The 22,921-nt window shown below is 31.3% G+C and carries 22 protein-coding genes and 1 pseudogene; 12 read left to right on the forward strand and 11 right to left on the reverse strand.

What is annotated here, in order from left to right; translation table 11 throughout:
- The gene (locus YQ22_RS08355; protein WP_071340813.1) at positions 1-240 is read left to right on the forward strand and encodes a hypothetical protein; all 240 of its coding nucleotides are present in this window, start codon (positions 1-3) and stop codon (positions 238-240) included.
- Positions 240-1,106: a sialidase family protein gene (locus YQ22_RS08360; RefSeq protein WP_232231393.1), complete on the forward strand. Its 867-nt coding sequence runs from the start codon at positions 240-242 to the stop codon at positions 1,104-1,106. The genes YQ22_RS08355 and YQ22_RS08360 overlap by 1 nt, the downstream gene beginning before the upstream one ends.
- Positions 1,107-1,170: 64 nt before the next feature.
- Here YQ22_RS08360 and YQ22_RS08365 read toward each other — a convergent pair whose 3' ends face one another.
- Genes YQ22_RS08365 through YQ22_RS08380 form a run of 4 tightly spaced genes read right to left on the reverse strand, consistent with a single transcriptional unit; the run spans position 1,171 to position 5,286 of the window.
- A complete protein-coding gene (locus YQ22_RS08365; RefSeq protein ID WP_071340815.1) occupies positions 1,171-1,869 on the reverse strand; it encodes a glycosyltransferase in 699 nt (232 codons plus the stop codon).
- Positions 1,870-1,921: 52 nt separating this feature from the next.
- Positions 1,922-3,181, reverse strand: coding sequence for a hypothetical protein (locus YQ22_RS08370; RefSeq protein WP_071340816.1), 1,260 nt, complete (start codon positions 3,179-3,181; stop codon positions 1,922-1,924).
- Positions 3,168-4,619, reverse strand: coding sequence for a lipopolysaccharide biosynthesis protein (locus YQ22_RS08375; protein ID WP_071340817.1), 1,452 nt, complete (start codon positions 4,617-4,619; stop codon positions 3,168-3,170). The genes YQ22_RS08370 and YQ22_RS08375 overlap by 14 nt, the downstream gene beginning before the upstream one ends.
- Before the next feature lie 43 nt (positions 4,620-4,662).
- Positions 4,663-5,286: an HAD family hydrolase gene (locus YQ22_RS08380; RefSeq protein WP_071340818.1), complete on the reverse strand. Its 624-nt coding sequence runs from the start codon at positions 5,284-5,286 to the stop codon at positions 4,663-4,665.
- A gap of 256 nt (positions 5,287-5,542) precedes the next feature.
- Between YQ22_RS08380 and YQ22_RS08385 the strand changes: the two genes are divergently transcribed.
- The 7 genes from YQ22_RS08385 to purD all read left to right on the forward strand — a co-directional run bounded on the left by YQ22_RS08385 (position 5,543) and on the right by purD (position 13,865).
- Positions 5,543-6,712, forward strand: a complete 1,170-nt coding sequence (locus tag YQ22_RS08385; protein ID WP_071340819.1) for an O-antigen ligase family protein — start codon at positions 5,543-5,545, stop codon at positions 6,710-6,712.
- A 53-nt stretch (positions 6,713-6,765) separates the two neighbouring features.
- On the forward strand, positions 6,766-8,496 hold the full coding sequence (locus YQ22_RS08390; protein WP_071340820.1) for an O-antigen ligase family protein: 1,731 nt from the start codon (positions 6,766-6,768) through the stop codon (positions 8,494-8,496).
- An 85-nt stretch (positions 8,497-8,581) separates the two neighbouring features.
- The gene (locus YQ22_RS08395) at positions 8,582-9,439 is read left to right on the forward strand and encodes a glycosyltransferase (protein ID WP_071340821.1); all 858 of its coding nucleotides are present in this window, start codon (positions 8,582-8,584) and stop codon (positions 9,437-9,439) included.
- 46 nt (positions 9,440-9,485) lie between these two features.
- Entirely contained in the window at positions 9,486-10,193 is a 708-nt protein-coding gene (locus YQ22_RS08400) for a glycosyltransferase family 2 protein (protein WP_071340822.1), read from the forward strand.
- Positions 10,194-10,236: 43 nt separating this feature from the next.
- Positions 10,237-11,055, forward strand: coding sequence for a glycosyltransferase (locus YQ22_RS08405; RefSeq protein ID WP_071340823.1), 819 nt, complete (start codon positions 10,237-10,239; stop codon positions 11,053-11,055).
- A 21-nt stretch (positions 11,056-11,076) separates the two neighbouring features.
- Entirely contained in the window at positions 11,077-12,441 is a 1,365-nt protein-coding gene (locus YQ22_RS08410) for a sugar transferase (protein ID WP_071340824.1), read from the forward strand.
- Positions 12,442-12,593: 152 nt separating this feature from the next.
- On the forward strand, positions 12,594-13,865 hold the full coding sequence (gene purD / locus YQ22_RS08415; RefSeq protein ID WP_071340825.1) for a phosphoribosylamine--glycine ligase: 1,272 nt from the start codon (positions 12,594-12,596) through the stop codon (positions 13,863-13,865).
- A gap of 59 nt (positions 13,866-13,924) precedes the next feature.
- Here the strand turns inward: purD and YQ22_RS08420 are convergent, their stop codons facing one another.
- Complete coding sequence (locus YQ22_RS08420) at positions 13,925-14,146, reverse strand: DUF6341 family protein (protein ID WP_058104550.1); 222 nt, start codon at positions 14,144-14,146, stop codon at positions 13,925-13,927.
- A gap of 40 nt (positions 14,147-14,186) precedes the next feature.
- Here YQ22_RS08420 and YQ22_RS08425 point away from each other — a divergent pair, with 40 nt between their 5' ends.
- The 3 genes from YQ22_RS08425 to YQ22_RS08435 are packed head-to-tail and all read left to right on the forward strand — an operon-like array spanning position 14,187 to position 16,797.
- Positions 14,187-15,116 carry a DUF6427 family protein gene (locus YQ22_RS08425; protein ID WP_071340826.1) on the forward strand — a complete coding sequence of 310 codons (930 nt, stop codon included), beginning with the start codon at positions 14,187-14,189 and terminating at the stop codon, positions 15,114-15,116.
- 39 nt (positions 15,117-15,155) lie between these two features.
- Positions 15,156-15,758 carry a DUF4254 domain-containing protein gene (locus YQ22_RS08430; RefSeq protein WP_071340827.1) on the forward strand — a complete coding sequence of 201 codons (603 nt, stop codon included), beginning with the start codon at positions 15,156-15,158 and terminating at the stop codon, positions 15,756-15,758.
- Entirely contained in the window at positions 15,745-16,797 is a 1,053-nt protein-coding gene (locus tag YQ22_RS08435) for a glycosyltransferase family 9 protein (protein ID WP_335626984.1), read from the forward strand. Before YQ22_RS08430 ends, YQ22_RS08435 begins: the two co-directional genes overlap by 14 nt.
- On the opposite strand, the gene YQ22_RS08440 is transcribed toward YQ22_RS08435, so the two are convergent.
- The 6 genes and pseudogenes from YQ22_RS08440 to YQ22_RS08460 all read right to left on the reverse strand — a co-directional run bounded on the left by YQ22_RS08440 (position 16,794) and on the right by YQ22_RS08460 (position 22,916).
- Complete coding sequence (locus YQ22_RS08440; protein WP_058104546.1) at positions 16,794-17,411, reverse strand: TetR/AcrR family transcriptional regulator; 618 nt, start codon at positions 17,409-17,411, stop codon at positions 16,794-16,796. The genes YQ22_RS08435 and YQ22_RS08440 overlap by 4 nt on opposite strands.
- A 248-nt stretch (positions 17,412-17,659) precedes the next feature.
- Complete coding sequence (arsS, locus tag YQ22_RS08445; RefSeq protein ID WP_071340829.1) at positions 17,660-18,715, reverse strand: arsenosugar biosynthesis radical SAM (seleno)protein ArsS; 1,056 nt, start codon at positions 18,713-18,715, stop codon at positions 17,660-17,662.
- A 221-nt stretch (positions 18,716-18,936) separates the two neighbouring features.
- The gene (locus tag YQ22_RS18920; RefSeq protein ID WP_082642972.1) at positions 18,937-19,272 is read right to left on the reverse strand and encodes an arsenosugar biosynthesis-associated peroxidase-like protein; all 336 of its coding nucleotides are present in this window, start codon (positions 19,270-19,272) and stop codon (positions 18,937-18,939) included.
- A gap of 240 nt (positions 19,273-19,512) precedes the next feature.
- Positions 19,513-20,172 (reverse strand): annotated as a pseudogene (locus YQ22_RS08450) (metallophosphoesterase family protein); the annotation flags it as partial.
- A complete protein-coding gene (locus YQ22_RS08455) occupies positions 20,127-21,467 on the reverse strand; it encodes a sodium:solute symporter (RefSeq protein ID WP_071340831.1) in 1,341 nt (446 codons plus the stop codon). The pseudogene YQ22_RS08450 and the gene YQ22_RS08455, both read right to left, overlap by 46 nt.
- A gap of 24 nt (positions 21,468-21,491) precedes the next feature.
- Entirely contained in the window at positions 21,492-22,916 is a 1,425-nt protein-coding gene (locus tag YQ22_RS08460) for a SusD/RagB family nutrient-binding outer membrane lipoprotein (RefSeq protein WP_071340832.1), read from the reverse strand.
- Between the last annotated feature and the right edge of the window lie 5 nt (positions 22,917-22,921).

Here is a 22,921-nt window from a genome sequence, read left to right on the forward strand (position 1 = left end):
ATGAGACACTTAATTATCTTAATATTGTTACTTTCTTTTAATTCATGTCAAACTAGCAATAAGGTTTTCAAAGTGTATAATTATGATGAAATAGAAACAAAATGGAGAGGAATACCTACTATTGAAATCTTTAATGGGAAAGAAATTGCAGCTTGGTATACTGGTAAAAATAATGAGCAAGCAGGGAATTTCATTGTACAGCTGTTAAAGAGGATTCTATTTGGAAGAAGAAATTTATAATAAAAAATAGTAATGAGAATTATCGCTTATTTGACCCCGTTTTATGGTTGTCGAATAAAAATGAATTATTTCTTTTTTGGAGTAATTCATATGAGTGGTATGATGGAAAGGCTGGAGTATGGTTTAGTAAATATGTAAATAACAAATGGACTGATATTGAGTTTATAGCTGATGGTGTAATGATAAATAAGCCAATTGTTAATTTTAAAGGCGAAATAGTTTTACCTATTGCCTTATGGTCACATGTAAATCCCGGTGCTCATCCAGATCTTGAAAAAGGAAAATCTGTAGATTCTACGAAATTAGTGTATAAAATTGATAATTACCCAGAAATTTGGATAGCTAAAAGTTTAAAGAAACCAAAATTTTATTCAAAAATCACAACGGTTCCAGATAGTGTAAGGACACATGATGAGCACATGTTAATTCAGTTAAAAGACAGTAGTTATTATTGTTTAATAAGAACTAAAAATGGTATAGAAGAGTTAAGGTCAAATGATGGAATGGATTGGTCAAGGCCAGATTCATTTTCGTTAGTATCGCCTAGAAGTAAATTTTTTATAAGTAGATTAAAGTCAGGAAGAATTCTTTTAGTAATCAATAATTCAAAGAAAAGAGAAAGACTAACTGCTTTTTTATCCGAGGATGAATGTGTTACGTGGTCTAAGTCTTTGTTAATTGATGAACGAATGGGAGTAAGTTACCCAGATGCTGTTGAAGGAAAAAATGGGAATATAATTTTAATTTATGACAGAAACCGAAAATCAGATCAAGAAATTATTATTGCAAGATTTAATGAGTCGGATATTTTAAACTCTAATTATAAAGGAATTACAAAAGAGATAATAACTAATTTCAATAATTAGCGTATAGTTTAAAATAAACTAAATAGCAAATGATCCAAGAAGAAGAGGGGGTATACGAGAAATTTTATTTACTAAATAAACTTTTTATTCTTTGAATTTGATAGAAAAGCTTTGCTAAATAATAGTAATTTTTACCATAGTTTTTTTGTACAATTTTTAAAGATTGATTTTTATCGAAATTTGCACTAACTCCACCTGGTAATGCATAAGATAAAAACGAATCATCATATACAAATTTTAAATTTTGTTTATACAAACGTTGATTAAAATCAAAATCTGCATATAAATTAAATTGCTTGTCAAAGGGGGATATAGGATGAAGGCTTTTTTTTACCAATAATGCTTGATGATGTAATGTATTTCCTAGCCTTAATCTAAATCCTATTTTAGAATTAAATATAGTATTCTCGTTTAATATTACCTTTCCGTAAACAATATCGGCTTTTATTAGTTTATCTTCTGAAGGAAGTTTTATTAATTGATCACCAACGCCTAAATAAAGAATAAAGCTGTCAGATTTTGCAAGATTCCAACCCTTATTAAAAGCATCATAGATACCTTCATCTTTTTCACTTATAAATTTGTATAATTTATTTTCATATTTATTTATGATTTCTATGGTTTTATCTTGACTTTCACCATCAATAATTATTAAATCTATTTCTATTTTTTGACTTAATACACTTTTAATTGTATCCTCAATATGTTGTTCCCCGTTAAAGACAGCTATAATAACTGTAATTTTTATATTCTGAGTCTCCATTTACCTTTTGTAAATTTAATTTGGATTAACAGCGAATATCATAATAGCTGTTTTATGAATTTTCATTAATATCATTATAATTGTCAATACCAAGTCCTAGAATATATTTAAGGCGTTCATCTGCTTTACTAAAATATTCTGATAAATTTTTCTTATGATTAAATGGAATTGATATAAATTTTTCTTCTAATTGCTTTAAGTTTTCAAAATTATCATCAAAAACTTGTAAGCTATCCTCAAAGGTACCATCATTAAATCTTTTACATGGCAAATAATTAAGATATGCTTCATAATAAGCAGCAGTGTTTATTGCAATAGCCCACCCAAAGCTATTCTCTTGAAACATATTTGTTAATGTATATTTCTTCTCGATTAATTGCCAACCAAGGGAATTACACAAATCATGATATTTCTGCCAATTTAGAGTTGGGTGAAGTTTAATACTTATATCTATTTTATGAGTTAGAGAAAATCGTTTTAATATATTAATGAGCTCAACATTTGAATGTTCATAGGTATACCTAGCTAAAAGAACTAAGCACTTTTGTTTATTCAGAGTAGAAGGAATTCTTTTTCTAATTAAATTTCGAGGGTAACCTGCCAACTTTAATGACTCCTTTGGAATACCATAGTTATTATATTCATCAATACTATATTGCCCCCAACATAATTGTTTGTCTGACAAGAAATTTTCGAATAAAATAGCATCCAAAGGAATGTGTTTTTTAAAAACATAATATATACCATGTTGTAGGCTATATGTAGAGATATTTTTCTTTTTAAAATAAAATGTAATAATAGCCTCTAAATGGTGTACTCCACTAAATGCACAGTAATTTTTAAAAGAAATTTTTTTATTCTCTACCCCATCAATAGAGTTTAAGTAATAAGATAATTGGCATGATAAAAAAAGTTTTGATTTAAAAGATAGGTCGGTGTTCTTAAAAATGTGCGAAAAAGCTAAAACTAAATTGGAAATTTTTATATGTGGTATCGATTTTACCTTACTTAAATCAATAAGAACGGACTGTGGAGTTTTAGACCGCGCATAATTCAGTATTTCATAATAATCATCCCTATGGTACCTCCCTATGGAAAAAAGGGTCTTAAAAGGGCTAATTGAGTTCATTGAACTGAAATCAACTGCTAAAAAAAAATATCGTAAAGTTTTAAGTTTCAATGGAGGATTAACATAAATCTCCGAAATTAAATCCATCGCTAAAATTTTATCTAGCTCATAGCCATTAAAATTATATTTTAGTTGAGATTTGTTTTTTCTATACCGTTCAAAAAGATGCTTATTTTCCGCCAATTTTTTTTATTCTATTTATAACTTGGTTTTTATCGAGAATGCTTTTGTCAGCAGCAATTATTAAAATTATAAAGTAAAATGGTACAGCTGCAATAAATGCAAACCATTTATATAAATTATAATGGTTCATTAAATATAAGATAATTAAGGCTAGAGCAGTTGACAGTAATAAAATTTTGGAATAGAAACGAAATGGGAAATATTCTAAAAAGTTAACCGAAATTTGTTTTTTTAATAGATATATTGGTAAAAAATACCCTAAATAAGTAGATGCTAAAGTAGCATAGACAGCGCCAAAATTACCATATTTTGGTATAAGAATTAAATTTAATATAACGTTTAAAGTTAAATTAAGGATTGTATTTAAAAGAACCCATTTCTGAAGTCCGATGGCATTCATTACAGCTGAAAAAGCGATTACGGTTAATAAATAACTGGCAGTATATAATTGAAATATATAACCAGAGTTCTTATAATTTTCAGTGTAAAGTGCAGTAATTAGGTGAGGACCTAGTAGAATACAATAAATTAAAATGGGAACTAAAAAAAGCGAGGTTTTTTTAGTAGCATTTCGTAATTGAGTTTTAATTTCGCTGATGTTACCTTCAGATTTTAATTTTGCTAAAGCAGGTATTAAGGCTGTTACAACTGATCCAGTAATTATTCCTATGAATGGAATTGAAAAAGCTCCTACTTGATATTCAGCGAAACTCTTTGGATTTAAAATTGAAGAAATCATGAATTTATCCGTATAAAGAGTAAGAAGAGAAGCCATTGATATTGCTATCATTGGTAAGATATAATCTAACTCCTTTTTTGTTAAAATAATTGGACCTTTAATTTTGAATACCAACAAAGAATTAGATCCAAATACTATTAACTTAGTCAATGAAATTAAAATTAAACCAATTAAGATTTCTTTTATCTGAAGGTTAAATTGATAAATGGATGCTATTAAAATAATACTCAGTATGAACTCAATAACTATAACAACGAAATAAAACTGAAGCTTACCCCTTGTTAAATAGTATTGTAAATAGTATGAGTTAATTATTTTTAATGTAAGAAGCCCACTAAATAGAATAGAATATTCACTAAAATAATTATTTTGAAAAAAATCAGCTAGAATAGGGTTAAATAAAAATATAACACCTCCTAAAACTAGAGAAAGAAAAAACATAGACCACCAAAAACGCTTATAAATTTGAATACGAGAGGTGTAATCCAAGTATGTTCCAAAAAAATAAGACAAACCCATAGGAATGCCAGATGAGAAAGAGACTAAAAAATTTATTATAATAAATAACTGTTGATATTTTCCAAATATTTCTTTTTCTTCAAAAAACCTAGCTAAATAAATACTTAATACAAGCCCTAGTCCAACCTGTAATGAGTTGGCTGCAACTAAGTATATTGTATTATAACGTATAGATTTCAAAAGCTTGTGAGAAGATATTAAATTAGTGGTTGAAGGAGCTTGTCTATATTAATTGAAGCTCATTAAAATTCTCAATATATTTTTTAGATTGCTCCTTTAATTTGATATTGTTATATCCATAGAATTCTATTGCATTAATTTCTGCTGCTTCATAATCATTAATTGAATCTCCGATTAATATAGTTTCATGTTTTTTATAACCAAAGTCTTTTAAAACAGTGAATACCAATTTATTCTTAGCTATAGGAGATCCATTAATACTAATAAAAAAGGAGTCAATTTTTAATTTTTTACATAAAAAACGTAATTCATTTTCATCTGATCCAGAAACAATATGAAAATTAAAGTTCATATGATTGTTTTCAATAAACTTTAATGAATCGGCAATTAAATGTTCTGATTTAATTAATTCTTCTCTCATAATATCAGAAAACTTATTAGCAAGCACAAGAACCTCTTTTTCGCTAATATTTTGTCCTAAAATTTTTTCATAAAAATATCTGATTTTTACATATCTAGACCAACCACCATTTGTTCTATGGTATATTATAAGCTTTTCAACTTGTTCATGTGAATGTTCTTCAAATATTTTTCTAAATCCATAATCTCTTACCTGCATTGAATCTAAAATAACACCATCAAAATCCCATAAAATATTTTTTACCATAATCTGAATATCTAAAATATTTAAGCTTAAAAATTGAATTTATCTTATATCAAAGTCAAATTTAAGTGTTTTTATATCTAGGACTTAACTAATCAATAAAAACTATCTATAGAATAGCCGAAAATCTAAATATGTTATTTGTTGTTTTATTCAGGACAATTTAATAAGTTTTTGCCTTTATGGTTTAAATAATGTATTGTAAACCGTATTCTTGTAGTATTTTAATAAATGTTATACATTTCAGTCAATCTAATCTATGCGTGCATTAATTTCAATACTTTTTTCTATAACACTTATAGAATTGTTTATTGGTGGTGGAGGTAGGGTGTTTGAATTTGGGTCTATTACTCTTAGAATAGGGCTATTTGTTATTAACATACTTTTAACAACGTTGCTTTATATAAGACGTGGTAGAATTGAAGGTTATGTTTTGGTAATTTCTTCAGTTTTTATAATTGTTTCCATTTTTTATGGAGTATTGGGTTTTCTTAATGGCGCTCTTTTGCCGTTGATAATTGAAGATATTAAGCCTCTTTCTTATTTTCTATGCATCATTTTTATTAGTTATTATATTAGAGAATATAAAGACGTTGCTCTTGTAGTTTCATTAATCAAAAAAACCAGTTTTTTTTTGGCGGCTTTTTACTTATTAATTCAAGTTTTATTCTTTTTTGGAAAGTTAAATTTTACTTGGTTTTATAACTTTGTAAACTTAAAAATTTCTTCTTCGGACTTTATGTTTAGGGGTACAGAAGGATTGTTTTTTTATAAGGGTTTTATGTATATGGTTTTAGGATTAATATTTTGGATTCACAGTCCTAAATCTTTTGGTAAATCTCTTGCTGTTTTAATTCTTACTGCTGCTATGATCCTTACTGGCACAAGAGGTTTAATTTTAATGTTTGGGATATTGTACGGACTCTTTTACGGAGTTCCTTTGTTATTAAGACTCAATGTGAAAATGCTTGTCTTGGCATTTCTTTTAGTATTTGGTAGTATATATTTCTTTGCCAAAAATGATATTGGTGATAAAAAACTAAGTGATTCTACAAGGGTAGAGCAAATAGTTCAAGTTTTTGATGAGATTAATCTTACTTCATTTTTTATAGGCCATGGCTTTGGTAATGGAGTTCCTATAAGACCAGTTCATATGGAAATAGGATATTTAGAAGTATTTCATAAACAAGGATTAGTAGGTCTATGTATTTGGGGAACATTATTTGCTTATTTATTTATTCAATTTAAAAAGGAAAATAATACAAAACAATTTAGAAAACCATTTTTATTGGGGTTTCTTTTTGTGATTTTGCTTTCTTCAACAAACCCATATTTTAACAATCCTCTAGGGATATCTATGTTTATGATAGGGCTGGCATCTTTAAAGGTATTAAACAGAAGTAATACAGAACCCATAACACAGTTTTAATCTAAGTCATGCTACTATTTACAAATTCATTTGCGTATAAAATTTGTTGGTGCATGATTTTGTCTATAAGTCTAAATTTTTTAGTAAGTCATTATCAACATTCTAAATTTCAACAACTTGAATATGAATTACATGTTCAATTATATTATAATACAGATAGTAGCTTGGACCTATATTTAGATACAGGAGATGGTTTTCAACAAAATAATAGAATTAAAGTGATGGTTAACAGAGGGGTTAATCATATAAAAATCCCCTTTACCTTAATAAAAGGTGAACAATTAAAGTTTATAAGGTTAGATTTTGGTGAAAATACTAAACTATCAAAAGTCAAAATATATGAGATTCAACTTTTAGAGTCGAGTGAAGTGTTATTTTCTTTTAGTTCATTACAAATTTCTGATAAAATTGGTTTTTCTAAAAATATTTCCCCAATAGATCAGGACAATGGGATTTTTTATTTAGAAACTTCTGCAACTCCTTTTGATCCCTATATTGTTTTTGTCTCTAGTTATGATTTAATGATTCCAAAATGGCAACGAGTTTTTTTACTGGTTTTACCTTGGGTCGTTTTAATGTTTATGCCAGTATACGAATGGATTAAAGAAAAAGTAAAATTAGGTGATTTTAAAATGTTATTAGTTGGGTTGTTTATATCGGTTATACTTTTAAAAGCTGCATGGATTACAATGGCTTCATTGCTCTTGCTTTTATTAGGGATAATAACGCTAATTAAGGATAATAAAATCTATTACACCAAAACGAATTGTTTATTGGTTTTTCTTTTTATAATCCCATTTGTATTGTTAGGGCAGGGTCAATCAATAAAATTGGCAATACCAATAGCTTTTTTAATATTCTCAGTTATTTCTTCGGCTATTGATTTTTCAGATAGTTTAATTGAAATAAAAACAATTTTCATTAAAGTTTTTATGGTTTTCAATTCTATACTTATTTCATATAGTGTCTTATTCTTTTGCTATGATGGTTTCTATTATAATATTGATTTTTTAAATTTCTTTTTGAATTTGAAATCTAATAGCCATCACCTTTTGTATTGGGTTTTTTACGACCATACTACCTTTATTTCATTCTTTATGTTAATAGGTCAAATATTTATTTTTGACCTTGGGAAGAATAAATTAGTTTTTAGATCTGATTTGATATTTTATTCTTTGTTGACGTTGATTGGCTTATTGCTTTTGGGTTCTAGATTTGCATTTGCATTGGGCGTAATGATAACCTTACTAAATTTTATCTCAAAAGGAATTTTAGAACTAATATTAATACCTTTATATCTATTAATTTTTGGATTTATTCATGTAGTTATTCAAAAGATAGACCCTTTTAGGGCAAATTTATGGGAGATGTCTATTTTAAAAGCAAAAGAAAATTTCTGGGTTGGACACGGTACGGGAACTTCAAATTTACTCCTGCCTGAACAACTTCCAATTATAAAATCTGGGGTAAATGTGCCAATGCCAATTAACCATTCCCATAATCAATTTTTAACTTTTTTATTGGAGAATGGTGTTATTGGGGTTTTATTAGCTATTCTTGTTTTGCTATTATTATTTAACGAATTTCGAAAACACGAGAACAAAACTATGCTTCTTATCTGGTTTGCCTTTATAACGCTAATGATTATTGAATCTCCATTTAAAACAGCTAGACCACTATATGTGGTTAGTTTTTTATTCGCAGTTTTCTCAAGTAATTCTAAACATAGAAAAGTTGATTTTAACCCAAAAAAATTGATGCGTTTTTCTAATCCATTAAATTGATATTTTCTTGCTTAGCAATCATTTTTATTTTAGCCATTGATAATTCTTTTATGATTTAATAAAACTATTTTTTAATTAATTAAAGATGAACAATTTTATTGAGTCATTATGTGTTATTGTTGTTTTGTATAAAAATAACCTAGAAGAGTCAGATTCTTTTCAATCCATATTAAAGATGAACAAGAATGGAGAAGCTCTTTCGGTATATATTTATGATAATTCACCATTTCCTCAGAAAATCAAAACGTATGATAATTTAAATATATATTATACTCATGATGAAAAAAACTCAGGAATAAGTAAAGCCTATAATTCTGGTGCAAAGTTTGCTAAGGAGAAAGAAAAAAAATGGATTCTTGTTTTGGATCAAGACACTAAACTGCCAGATTCTTTATTAAATGAATTTGATAAGGCAATAAAAAAGCACTCTAATATATTTTTGTTTGTACCCAAATTAGTGTTAAGAGATGGTCGAATTTTTTCACCTTTTAAATATAGGTTCAAACGTGGGTTTCATTTAAAGAAAATTGATTCTGGAATACATCCTTTAACTGAATATGCACCTGTTAACAGCGGAATGTTAATTAGTATACAGGCTTTTTTTGATTCTGGTGGCTATAACAACAAGGTTAAACTAGATTTTAGTGATTTTCAATTTATAGAACGATTCAGAAAAAAATTTTTCAAATTTTGTTTAATTGAAGCAGAGTGTCTCCAAGATTTTTCAGATGATGATATTTCAGTCTCCAGTCAAATAAATAGATTTAAGTTTTTTTGTAAGGGAGCATTGAATATTGAAAAGCATAGTTTTTTAGATAAACTGCAATATCATATGATTGTTATTGCTAGAGCAGTGAAACTAACTATTAGATATAAGAAAATAATTTTTTTTGTAATTTATTTCAGGGTTTTTTTTCTGAATTCGCTTTTAATAAATAAGTAACAGAACATTATTGTGTTAAGTTTGTCATTTCTAAATTATTTTATACATGAAGGTTTCGGTTTGTATGGCCACATATAATGGTGAAAAGTATCTTAGAGCTCAATTAGACTCTATACTTCAACAACTTGACTTTAATGATGAATTGATTATATCAGATGATGGTTCTACAGATAACACATTAAAAATAATAGAATCTTATAAGGATAGTAGAATTAAAGTATATTATTCAAAATTTAAAAATATTGTTTTGAATTTTGAAAATGCTTTAAAACATGCATCAGGAGATGTTGTGCTTTTGTCAGATCAAGATGACATTTGGATGGATAATAAAGTTGAGATTATATTATCACATCTTAAAACGCATTCAATGGTGTTTTCTAATGTTCTAGTGTTTAAAGATGGTGATGTTAGTAATGCAAATCTTTTTTTTAAGGATTCGAAACGTAAAACAGGTTTTTTTAACAATTTATATAAATCAAATATTATTGGAGCTTCAATGGCTTTTAAAAAATCAACTTTAGATAAAGCCTTGCCTTTTCCAAAAGAATTGCCCATGCATGATATTTGGATTGGTCTAATTGCAGAAATAATTGGAAGCACATATTTTGAGGAGGAACCATTAATATATTACCGTCGCCATGGTAAAAATGCTTCTTTAACAGGAGAGAAGAGTGAAAATTCTAAATATAAAATGTTTACGATTAGATTGTTATTAGTTGTAAAGATCTTAAAGCGGATTTTTCGATTAAAATAGAAATAAGGATTTCAATAGTATAAATCAACTTAAAACAAACAAAATGGTATTTGATATTTCGGTTTCTATTGTATTATTTAAATCTAAATTAAGTGATATAGAAAATGTATTGAATATAGTATCAGCGTCAAATTTAAATATACAAATATTCTTAATTGATAATTCTCCAAGTCCATTATTAGAAAATCAAATTCCTAAACAAAATTATCTTGAATACATTTTTAATGGAAAAAATTTAGGATATGGAGGGGGACATAATGTTGCTTTAGAATCTCCTAATAAAAGCTCTAAATTTCATTTAGTTTTAAACGCAGATGTAGAATTTAAGGCTGAAATTTTAGAATCAATATATGATTTTATGTCAAAAAGAAATGATGTTGGTTTGTTGTGTCCTAAAGTGCTTAATGTGGATGGTTCAAATCAGTATTCTGCAAAATTGTTGCCAAATCCAATTAACTTAATAGTAAGAAGGTTTGTTCCTATTAAATTTATTCAAGATAGAATGAATTATAGGTATGAACTACAATTTTTTGATTATAATAGGATTATTAACGTACCCTATCTTTCAGGATGCTTTATGTTTATTAGTGGGGATGCACTTGAAAAAGTTAAGGGCTTTGATGACAGGTTTTTTATGTATCCAGAGGATATCGATCTTACTAGAAGAATTCATAAATACTATAAAACCTTATTTTTTCCTGAAGTAACTATAGTTCATGAACATGGAAAAGGTTCCTATAAAAACAAAAAATTGTTGTATTATCATGTAACTTCTATGATTAAATATTTTAACAAATGGGGCTGGATTTTTGATAAAGAAAGAAAGATGTTTAATCATCGAACACTTAAACAATTTAATTAAGTCCAAGAGAATTATATATTCATGCCTAGACCATCAATTTTAAATTCTTTAGAGCGTAAGTTCATTTTAGTAATAGGAGACTTTCTGATTATAATAGCAAGTTTAAATGTATTTATTCATAATGCCATTGATAGTAAATACATTTCCTTTAAACTGAAGTTTGCAATATTTACCTTCGGCGTTATATCATTTTTTGTTTTGTCTTACATATTAGATTTATATAATATTCATAAACGTTTAAGACGTAAGTATGTCGTTACTCAAGCACTATATATTACATCTTTTTTTGTTTTCATAGTATTTCTTTTTGCTGTACTATTTTTTGACGCTAGTTTTTGGCGCATACCCTTATTGGTTTTTCTAATTTTGACACCAATAGAAGTTGCCTTGTGGAGATTGTTTTTTGCAAATGTTTTTAGGGTCATTCCAACGGTGAAAAATGTGCTGCTAATTTATGATCAAGAGACGGAAAAGGATTATAGAGAAATCAATTATGCGATTGATGGTGATGATGAAGAAACATTTTATCGTGTAAAATTATCATATAATTTAAATCAGCATAGTGAAATAAAAAAGACCTTTTTACAAGCAAGTGAAAAGGTTGATTCTTGGATTATTAACATAAAAAATTATAATGAATTCCCTAAAGACCTGGAAAAAGTTCTTTTACGCTCAATATTAAGAGGTAAAGAAGTCATTTCATATACATCATTTTATGAAAATATTTACGAAGCCTTACCTATACAATCTCACAATGATAGTTTTTATGAAATATTACAGTTAAGAAATAGAAAGATTAGATATTTACATACCATATTTAGTTTTTTAGTTAATTTAATTCTTTCGCTTATTGTAGGTTTTCTCTTAGTGTTATGCGTTCCGTTTGTGTTTTTCTTAAATGTTTTTTTTAACAAAGGACCATTGTTTTATACCCAAAAACGTGTTGGTCTTCACGGAAATGAATTTAAAATTTATAAGTTTCGATCGATGGTGGTTAATGCTGAAAAGGAAGGGGCTAAGATGGCAGTAAAGAATGATGTTAGAATAACTCCATTCGGTAGAATATTGAGAATATTTCGAATAGATGAGCTCCCGCAGATTTTATCAGTAATAAAGGGTGATATGCAATTCATTGGACCACGACCTGAAAGAAAGGTATTTGTTAATCAATTGAATTCTTTAGTACCTTTTTATGGCACTCGTCATCTCATTAAACCAGGGATTACAGGTTGGGCTCAAGTTAAATATAAGTATGGAGAGAATCTTGAAGATTCTATAAAGAAGTTGGAATATGATTTATATTATATTAAGAATCGTTCGATAACCCTCGATTTAAGAATTATATTTAAAACCGTAACGACTGTTTTATTTTCAAGAGGAATTTGAATGATAAACTTGAACATTTTAAAAAAATATAAAAAGTACTAAATCGTATACGATTATTTCAAATCGTTGTCTACAGAGGAGTTACAAAAGAAAGAACATAGGGATTTTTCGACAACAAGATAAATTATACAATAAACAAGGTTATTAATAAAATGAATATTTTAATATTAGGATCGGGAGGTCGCGAGCACACATTCGCATGGAAAATAGCACAAAGTGAAAAAGTTTTTAAAATTTTTGTGGCGCCAGGAAATGCAGGAACTAATAAAATCGCAACGAATGTACCAATTGGTGTAAATGATTTTGAAGAAATCAAAATATTGGTTTTAAAAGAAAATATTCAATTGGTGGTAGTTGGTCCAGAGGATCCTCTGGTTAATGGAATCCATGACTTCTTTTTAGGTGATAACGATTTAAAAAATATTGCTGTAATTGGACCGGAAAAGTTGGCGGCTACTTTAGAGGGTAGTAAAGAATTCGCCAAAGAATTTATGATGCGCCATCAAATTCCTACCGCTCAGTATAAAAGTTTTACTTCAGAAACAGTTAAAGGCGGATTCAAATTTTTAGAACAGCTTAATCCTCCTTATGTATTAAAAGCTGACGGACTTGCCGCTGGTAAAGGTGTAGTTATTTTAAATGATCTTGATGATGCCAAAAATGAACTTAAATCTATGTTGGTAGACAAAAAGTTTGGCTCAGCAAGTGCTACTGTAGTTATAGAGGAGTTTCTAGACGGAATTGAGTTAAGTGTTTTTGTGCTTACAGATGGCGATTCGTATAAAGTGTTACCTACTGCAAAAGACTATAAAAGAATAGGAGAGGGTGATACCGGATTGAATACGGGCGGTATGGGAGCTATTTCCCCTGTTCCTTTCGCTAATAAAGCTTTTATGGACAAGATAGAGCAGCGAATTGTAAAACCTACCGTAGAGGGGCTTAAAAAGGACAATATGCCGTACAAGGGTTTTATCTTCATAGGTCTTATAAAAGTTGGAGATGACCCTAAGGTTATTGAATACAACGTTAGAATGGGAGATCCTGAGACAGAGGTGGTATTGCCACGTATTCAAAATGATATGGTCGATTTATTAAAGGCCGTAGCCGATCAGAAACTAGCTGACATAGAATTACAATTGGATGAAAGAACCGCTACAACGGTTATGACCGTTTCCGGTGGTTATCCAGGGTCTTACGAGAAAGGTAAAGAAATTTCTGGTATTGAATCTATTGAAGATTCCTTGGTTTTTCACGCCGGTACTACGCTTAAAGATGGTAAGGTCGTAACTAATGGTGGTCGGGTAATGGCAATAACTTCTTTTGGAAGTGATTTTAAAACTGCACTATCTAAGTCTTACGAAAATGTAGCGAAGCTTTCCTTTGAAGGTATGAACTATAGAAAAGATCTTGGGTTTGATCTTTAACAATTATTTATTTCATCGGATTTAAATTTATAAAATCCGATGAAATAAATATACTTTATTTATAGGTAAGAGTGAGAAGTACTTGACTTGTCTTCTTCTCCCTTTTCATTGTATTTTTTCAACTCTAGCATCCAATACACAAATGCTACAGAACCTATTAGCATAAATATCCAATTAAGAATATTTGCTAATGCCCAACTATCAGTAAAACGCAAAAAATCCAACGGTGCAAACAATACATTTACGAACAAATCCGCGATACCTTCAAAAAATGATTTCATCTTATTACTATATTTACGAGCAAAAATATAAAAAGCTTAGATGATTTCAAGCATTTTTGAGAAAACAAAACCGGTGAATTTCATAATTCTTCTGGTTTTTTTGTTTCTATTTTATTGGTCGGTTCAATTTTACTTGTTTGATTTTGAAATAAGTGAAGTGGAAATCATGCCATCTATAGGTGTTTTAGCCATTCTTCTTTTCAGTGTATTCGTTGTTGATTTCATTGTAAAACGCAATAAACTTACTGGTACGAATTCTTATGCCATATTATTTTTCACGTTACTTTTTGTGGTCTTTCCAGAAACTTTGGGTGATAGTAAGGCTATTTTAACCAGTTTTTTTCTTCTATTGGCCATGAGGCGTTTGCTGAGTATTAAATCCTTGAAGAATATTAAGCTAAAGATTTTTGATGCAGGTCTATGGATCTGTATTTCAAGTGTCTTTTACGAATGGGCACTGCTATATTTGCTTTTAGTATTTGCGGCAATTTATATCTATGAGCCTAAGAATATTAGAAATTGGATGGTAATTTTATCTGTTGGTTTTTGTTTTTTTATGATTCTTTATGGAGTTGTCTTACTTCTTGATAAGCCTAATTTTATAGCTGAGCATTATGATTTTGCAATTGATTATGATGCCATTTTTCCAATAAAATGGTGGACCAGCTTAAAAATGACGCTTTATGCTCTATTGAATATGGCAATGGCATTTTCTGCATTTATTCACCTAGGTAAATCTGGTGTTGGTAAGGTTATTGTTATGAGGTTAATTGCATTTTCATTTATCATTGGTCTGGTAGTGAATATTTTAGTGACCTCAGAAAACAACAATGCGGTCATAATAACTTTTTTCCCATCGGTTATCTTTATTGTAAATTATCTTCAATCTATTAAAAAACCTAAGTTTTTAGAGCTTGTAATCATTTCTAGCATTGTAGTTCCGTTAATAGTCTATCTGGTCAAATTATAGGTTACAACTATAAACTTTATCTTTGTAAAAAAGGCTCATATGTTTAGCGAATTCGCGTTTAAAATTTTTAATGACAGTATTGAAAAATATCATGTAAAAGATGATGTTTACCAAAGTTTTGAAAACCCTTATTCCAAGGAGGAAATTGAGCATTTATTATATAGAAAAAATTGGATCGATACGGTTCAATGGCATTATGAGGATATCATTAGAAATCCGGACATTAATCCTACAGATGCCCTGGTTTTAAAACGTAAAATTGATGCCAGCAATCAAGATAGAACAGATTTGGTAGAATTTATAGATAGTTATTTCTTAAAAAAATACCAATCGGTAGAAGTTAAGCCGAACGCTACTATCAATACAGAGAGTCCGGCTTGGGCAATAGATAGATTGTCCATATTGGCATTAAAGATCTATCACATGAAAGAAGAAGCAACTAGGTCAGATGCTGCTTTTGCACATAGAGAAAAATGTCAGGTCAAGTTAGAAGTTTTGTTGGAACAAAAAAGTGATCTTTCACAAGCTATAGACCAGTTACTTGCTGACATTGAAAGTGGCATTAAGTATATGAAGGTCTATAAACAAATGAAGATGTATAATGATGAGGAACTAAACCCCATCCTTCGTGGCAATAAATAGTCATAAACACATTTTGGTCATCCGACTCTCCGCTATGGGAGATGTTGCTATGTCGGTTCCTGTTATCACAGGTATTGTTAAAAAATATCCTCAGGTAAAAATCACTGTTCTAACAAAAGCATTTACTGCTCCTATATTCCATAATATAGCTAATGTTTCAGTTTTTAAGGCAGATGTAAAAGGTAGGCATAAAGGAATTTTAGGTCTTTGGAGATTATACAGAGAGTTACAATTATTGCAGATTGATGCCGTTGCGGATATTCATAATGTTTTACGAAGTTCAATACTAAAACAATTTTTTAGGTTATCAGGTATTCCATTTGTGCAATTGGACAAGGGTAGGGCAGAAAAGAAAGCTTTGATAAATGCCGATAGAGATGTTTTTAAGCCATTGAGATCCACTTTTGAAAGATATGCCGATGTATTCGGCAAACTGGGCTATCCCATTGGTAAAAACGAAATGGAGACCAGGTCTAAAAAGCCCATGTCTTACGATTTTGCCACTTTGCTTGAAAACCATACCCGGAAAGTTATAGGTATAGCCCCTTTTGCTGCTTTTAAAGGAAAAATGTATCCTTTAGACTTAATGAAAAAAGTGGTTTTACAATTGGATCGTTCAGAGAGCTATAAACTGGTGTTATTTGGCGGTGGTATCAGCGAAATAGAAATTCTTGCTTCATGGGAAAAACAGTTTAAAAATTGTATTAGCGCTGCGGGAAAGCTATCATTTTCAGAGGAACTCGGCTTCATATCCAATCTTGACCTTATGCTGGCCATGGATAGCGGTAACGCTCATTTAGCTGCCATGTATGCTGTGCCAACCGTAACAATTTGGGGGGTTACCCACCCTTATGCTGGTTTCTCACCTTTTAATCAGCCCCAGGAAAATGCCCTTTTATCCGACAGGAGTCTGTATCCTGCTATACCAACTTCTATTTATGGAAATAAGTACCCTGAAGGTTATGATAAGGTCATGGAAACCATAAAACCAGAAACCATCGTTCAGAAAATAGTTGATATTTTAAAACCTACAATTTAAGGTGTGGTAACCTTTGCTTCTATACTTTTAAAATATTGTCTTAATTGAGACATGAATCGGTATTTTTTAGCAGCAGGAGCAGAGCTGGTCATTAATGTGCGTACTCCAAAATAAGAACTCATTAAAAAGGTTGCAGCGGCTTCGCAATCTACATGTCTGTCCAAAAAACCGTTGAATTTTCCTTTTTGTAAGGTAGTTACCAAGTTAACTTCCCAAACCGTTACAATTTCATTTAAATGTTTCATGATGACTTCGTTCTTTCCATTGAATTCAGATAAGAAGTTACTTAGAATAAAACCATAATCCATTTCATTATGTACGGCAGTTTCCATAGCATCGTCAAAACATTTTGTAATCAGCGTTAAAGGGTTCTCATGACCTTCAATGGGCTCTATTAATGTGCTGTAAATTTTACGGGCCAATAAATTCTGTATGATTTGAACAAAGAAATCTTCCTTAGAATCAAAATGATAATAAAAAGCACCTTTAGAGAGGTCTAGTCTTTTTAGGATATCGTCTATACTTGTATTATAATATCCTTGGGAATAGAACAATTCTAATCCTGTAGTCTGCATACGTTGCATGGTAGCCATGCGCTTTAAACTCTTGTTCATAATACTGAGATTTGGGTATTTAGACCATATGGTCTGTTTATAGAACTTGAGATTTATATAATTGAATGGAATTTATAGATGAGATGCATTTTTATTCGGTAAACACACCCTTTTAGTTGAAAAACAATACTATAGCGTTAATAAACATACTCCTTGGTTGGTTGTGGTCTATAAAAATAAAAAGGTTTGTAAAAGAAAAACCGCTCAATGCATTCACTGAACGGTTCATTTATTATCGGTAATTGTTACTAAGCAACGGTACCTTGGCAGCTACTACCGGCACCCGCTGTACAGCCATAGCAATGTTGTGATATTATAATGTTTCTATCGTTTAAGATATCTTCATTATAATCTTTTATATGCTTTACCTTACTGGCTACTTTTAAATCTAACATTTGGTTAAAGTCACAATCGTACAACCAACCGTCCCAGCTAATGGAAATGGTGTTGGTACACATTACATTTGCCACTGCAGACGGATTGTATGCTTCTACCAATGCATACATGTAATCTTCATAATTTTCTGATGCGATCAAATAATCCAAGAAACGTGCAATGGGTAAATTGGTAATGGCAAATAGGTTGTGAAAGTCAATATTAAAAACTTCTTTAAGCGCTTTTTTGAAATCTTTCTCCATAGCAGCTTGATCTCCTGGTAAATATGCGCCAGACGGATTGTAGACTAAATCTAATTTTAGATTACTGCCAGGCATGCCATAACCCCTTTCGTTCAATTCTTGCAATGCTTTTATCGATTTGTCAAAAACACCGTCTCCTCTTTGTTTATCCGTTTTTCCACGGGTATAGTGCGGCATAGAGGATATTACATGCACATTGTGCTTTTTAAAGAAATCTGGTAAATCGTAGTATTTCTTGTTGGCACGTATAATGGTTAGGTTAGAACGAACAATAAAATCTTTAATGCCGGCTTTTGCCGCTTCTTCAACAAACCATCTAAAATCAGGATTCATTTCTGGTGCACCGCCCGTTAAGTCTAAGGTATGTGCTCCCGTGTTTTTGATGACCTCAATACATTGCTGCATGGTTTCACGGGTCATGATTTCTTTACGATCTGGACCAGCATCTACATGACAGTGTTCACAGACTTGATTGCACATATAGCCTACGTTTATCTGTAGGATCTCAAGTTTCTTGGGGCGTAATGGAAAATGCCCAATATCTGCGATTTTGTCTTTAAAATAAGGAAGCTCTCCATCAGCAAATATGCCTCCGTTCAATATTTCTAACTGCTTATTGGAAACTGCTAAATCGTTTCCTTTTGCTTTTAATGATTTTGTAGCCATTTTTTAGTTGTTCGTTGTTCGTTGTTCGTTGTTCGTTGTTGGCATTTTGTACAAATGCATTAAACTCTAACTTCACAACATTTAATTTCTTATTCTTAACCTTGGATATTCATAATGAATATTCCATTTGCAATATTTTTTAAACCCGCTTTAATTTCATTGTATTGCTTATTGAAGAAGGCTGTTACGAACATCCATCAACGCACAACCAACAACGAAATTTACATTGACAATTTGTTATACTTGTTCATCATTTGTACTCCATGCACCAAGGTGGCACCACCTTCAATAGCTGCTCCTACATGCACCGCCTCCATCATTTCTTCTTTGGTAATGCCTTTTTGTAAGCCGTCTTTAGTATAGGCGTCAATACAATATGGACATTTGACAACATGAGATACCGCCAATGCAATTAAAGACTTTTCTCTAGCACTTAGTGCGCCTTCTTCGAAAACCTTACCATAATAGTCAAAAAATTTGGTACCAAGCTCTTCGCTCCATTCTGTAATTTTTCCAAATTTTCTTAAATCTGCTGGGTCATAGTACGTATTTGCCATCTTTTTCTGAGTTTTAGTTTGTATCGTATCTTTTTGTTCTTGGTTAAAATATATTGGAATTCCCTGTCCCATTTTTTCTAGTTCAGGGAGTATTTCCATATTATCCCATATACCAGATGTAAGCGTGTCTCCATATGCTTCAGGTAAATGGTTCTTGTACATTAATTTTTGAGCGGTTTCGGCATCATATTCAAATGAATGATGGGCATAAGCAACTTCACCATCTATAATATCCAATATCATATACCATACCCTTGGAGTACCATCATTTGCAGGCATACCTATTACACCTGGGTTTAGCCATACATTTTCCTTTAGAGTTTGATGAAAAGGTAACCCGCAATGACCGGCTATGATAATAGTACTATTAGTCTCTTTAAAACAGTTTTCTTTACTTTCCGTGGCGTTCGACTTAAAAATGAATTCAGAGGTATTTCCATAATTTCCATGGACTACCGTTACTTTTTTACCACCATATTCAAAACTGATGTATTCAGGAATTTCATGCATCCATTCTAATGATTGCTGTGATAAATGCCCTTTGGTATACGGAAACCACATTTTTGAAAAATCGTCGCAACGGCTACCGCTTTTAAAATCGCACCCACAATCTTCACTATCATTTGCCAATTGCAATTCTACATTGCCCGCAATACTTAAAGCGCCCCATTTTTGGAACAACTGAACAGTTTCTTCCGGTTGTGCGCAATAACCGGTAATATCACCGGTACTAATGCAGTTTTCTGTTGCAATACCGGCATCTTTGGCTATTGAAATTAGTTTTTCCAAAGCTTGTAGGTTGCTGTACACACCTCCAAATAGCAACAGCTTTCCTGTTTTAGTGCCCAAATGTTTTATTTCTTTATCCATGTAGGTATCATATAAACGAAAAGGCAGCATAAGATGCCCCAAAAATTAATCCATAATAAATTGGCATACTTGCCAGTGGTAAATATTAAGCTATCTGGAAACCAATTGAAAATCAATAAAAAACCGAATAGCAATCCGCAGAAAACACTTAAATGAAAACTGATTTTAGGAGCACTACCTTTCCAAAATAAAAAAACGGGGGTTAAACCGATTACCATAGTACCGCTAATGGTGGTGGCAGATAATATTTCAGCATCTAAAAAGACCGGAACCGTACCCAATACTGCTACAGCGACCATTGACCAACGACCAAATTTAACCGTGTTGCCAAGGTTTAGGTCAAGAGCCAATAATTTGGAAAAAGATGAAAAGGTAGAGTCCAAGGTCGATGCTGCCGAAGTGATCATAATAAAATTGATGACCAATAGTATAACCGTACCAAACGCCTTACCAACTTGAACAGCTGCCTGACCCTGCATGCCCTGCGATTGCGCATAAACACCTATAATGCTGAATAGAACAATGCAAATAGCTCCAAGTACACTTGCCCACAGAAAACTTTTCAATGTTACTTTAGGACTGCTAATAAAACCTCTATCGGTCAACACGGGATCATGAAAAGGGTAGCTGAACGATTGCAATAAGGCAGCGAACAATAAATTCAGCCCGGTTTCAAAAGACCATATGCCAGAATTTACTACTCCTGATGTGGTTATAGCATTGTCTTTACCAAAGATGGTGAACAATATTACCGCTAATAGTATTGAAAATAGCCCCATTTGGACAACATCGGTAAAAATGGAACTGCTCATGCCGCCTTTTAGAACATAGGCAAGGGTTAAACCTGTAAATACTAAAATGGACCAATAGTAGGCGGTAGTGCCCATATCACCAAAGTAAGAACCTATGACCATGGTATTGCTCCATACTTCATTGAACAAACGAAAGGCAATCAATATGGAGAATATAGTTACGGCAGTTTTACCAAATTTTGAGGTTAAAAAATGATGTATGCTAGTATACTTACCGTGTAGCCTCATTTTATAAATGACAATACCTGCCACGGCAAATGATAAATAATAGCCTGCATAGGCTACACCACCAACAATACCAAAATCCAGACCTAAGTTTGCAGCGTTGGTGATACTTTTGGCAAATATCCATGAGATGATAAGGCTGCCCATTAACATAAAGGTATTGGGCGCTTTCTTCTTTTGCACGGCTTTAAAAAACTGATTGGTATCTTTTGCCCACGGTGATAGTAAGAACAACACCAAACTAGATGTGATCACTAATCCCCATTGCCAAATTTGTACTTCAGTCATTTTTTGTTTTTTCTCCTAGCTCGGTTATTCATCCCACCATACAGGTACATTAATACTATTGCCATCCGTGTTATTTGAAGCTTGGGTATAATTGGCATTATTTAATGCTTCTTCTTCAGATGGATAAGGCATACGGGTAGGTATCAAATTATTGTTTAAACTAGCCGATATTGTTTTCAATTGCGGAAAACCCGTTCTTCTATACTCTATCCAACCTTCATAACCGTTTATTGAATTTGCAATCCATTTTTGAGTAATGATGTTCTCTATAGTATTGCCGTTATCAAACGGGGCATCTTCTGTTAGGTAATTTTCAGGTAGTTCTACCTGCCAATAGGCAAATGCCTGTGTTACGCCGGTATTGTACAAAATTTGGGTATCTGCAGAAATGAATCCTCTTTCAGCAGCTTCGGCCAACAAAAAGTGGGTTTCCATACTGGTCATAAAATTCGCATCCAATAAACCGGTGTTTTCCCTAAAAATGGTACCTAATAAAGAGTAATCTGCCAATGATACCCCAACTGATGCGTCTATACCGTTTAAAAGCCCATTGTATTCACCATCCGCACTGTTGGCAAAAGGTTGGTACAGACGACCAATACGAGGATCGTTCAAGTTGGTCAAAATTTCATCCATAGTTTCAGAAAGTACATAATTATTAAAGTCCCCAACCCTAAGTTGCGCAAGTCTAAAACTATTAGGTTCACCATCGGTAAAGTTAAAAATGGCATTTTCTTCATTATCATCAATGAACTTACCTTCACTTACTATGGTCTGTAATTGCGATGCAACATCTATTTTATTAGAAACCCTCATCAAGTATTTTATCTTCAATGAATTTGCAAAACGAATCCATCCATCTAAATCACCATTAAAGAGAATATCTCCCTCTAAAGCTATGGTACCTGAATAATTCTGAATGGCTAAAATTCCTTTGTCAAGATTGTCAAAAACACCACCTTCATCCATGTAAATTGACTCCTGAGTGTCATAGGACGGAGTAACCGTTTCTGTATCTCCTTGAAATGCTTCTGAATAGGGAGCATCACCAAATAAATCGGTTAACCCGGCTGCCATGTATGCCTTCATAATTCTTGCCGGACCTTCATAAACGGCATAGGCAACATTCTCTTGAGACAATTTTAATATGATTTCATTGTCTCGTAAATTCTGATAGAATATAGGCCATGGATTACCACCAAGCTGCGGAGATTTTAAATCATGCCTGTCAAATAAGTTAAAGTCTAGAGCGGTACTATATTGTCCTAGTAGGTTACCGGCAGTAAAACCTTCATATGACATCTGTTCCCCGTAGTCATAAATTACCTGTCTTAACAAAAGACTAGGTTGTACGGTTACGGGATCGTTGGTGTTCGTATTAATTTCCTCAAAATCTTTTGTGCAGCCAATGACCAACAATAAGACTAAAATGCTATATATATGTTTCATCTTTT

Source organism: Maribacter sp. 1_2014MBL_MicDiv (genome assembly GCF_001865655.1).
Taxonomy (GTDB): domain Bacteria; phylum Bacteroidota; class Bacteroidia; order Flavobacteriales; family Flavobacteriaceae; genus Maribacter; species Maribacter dokdonensis.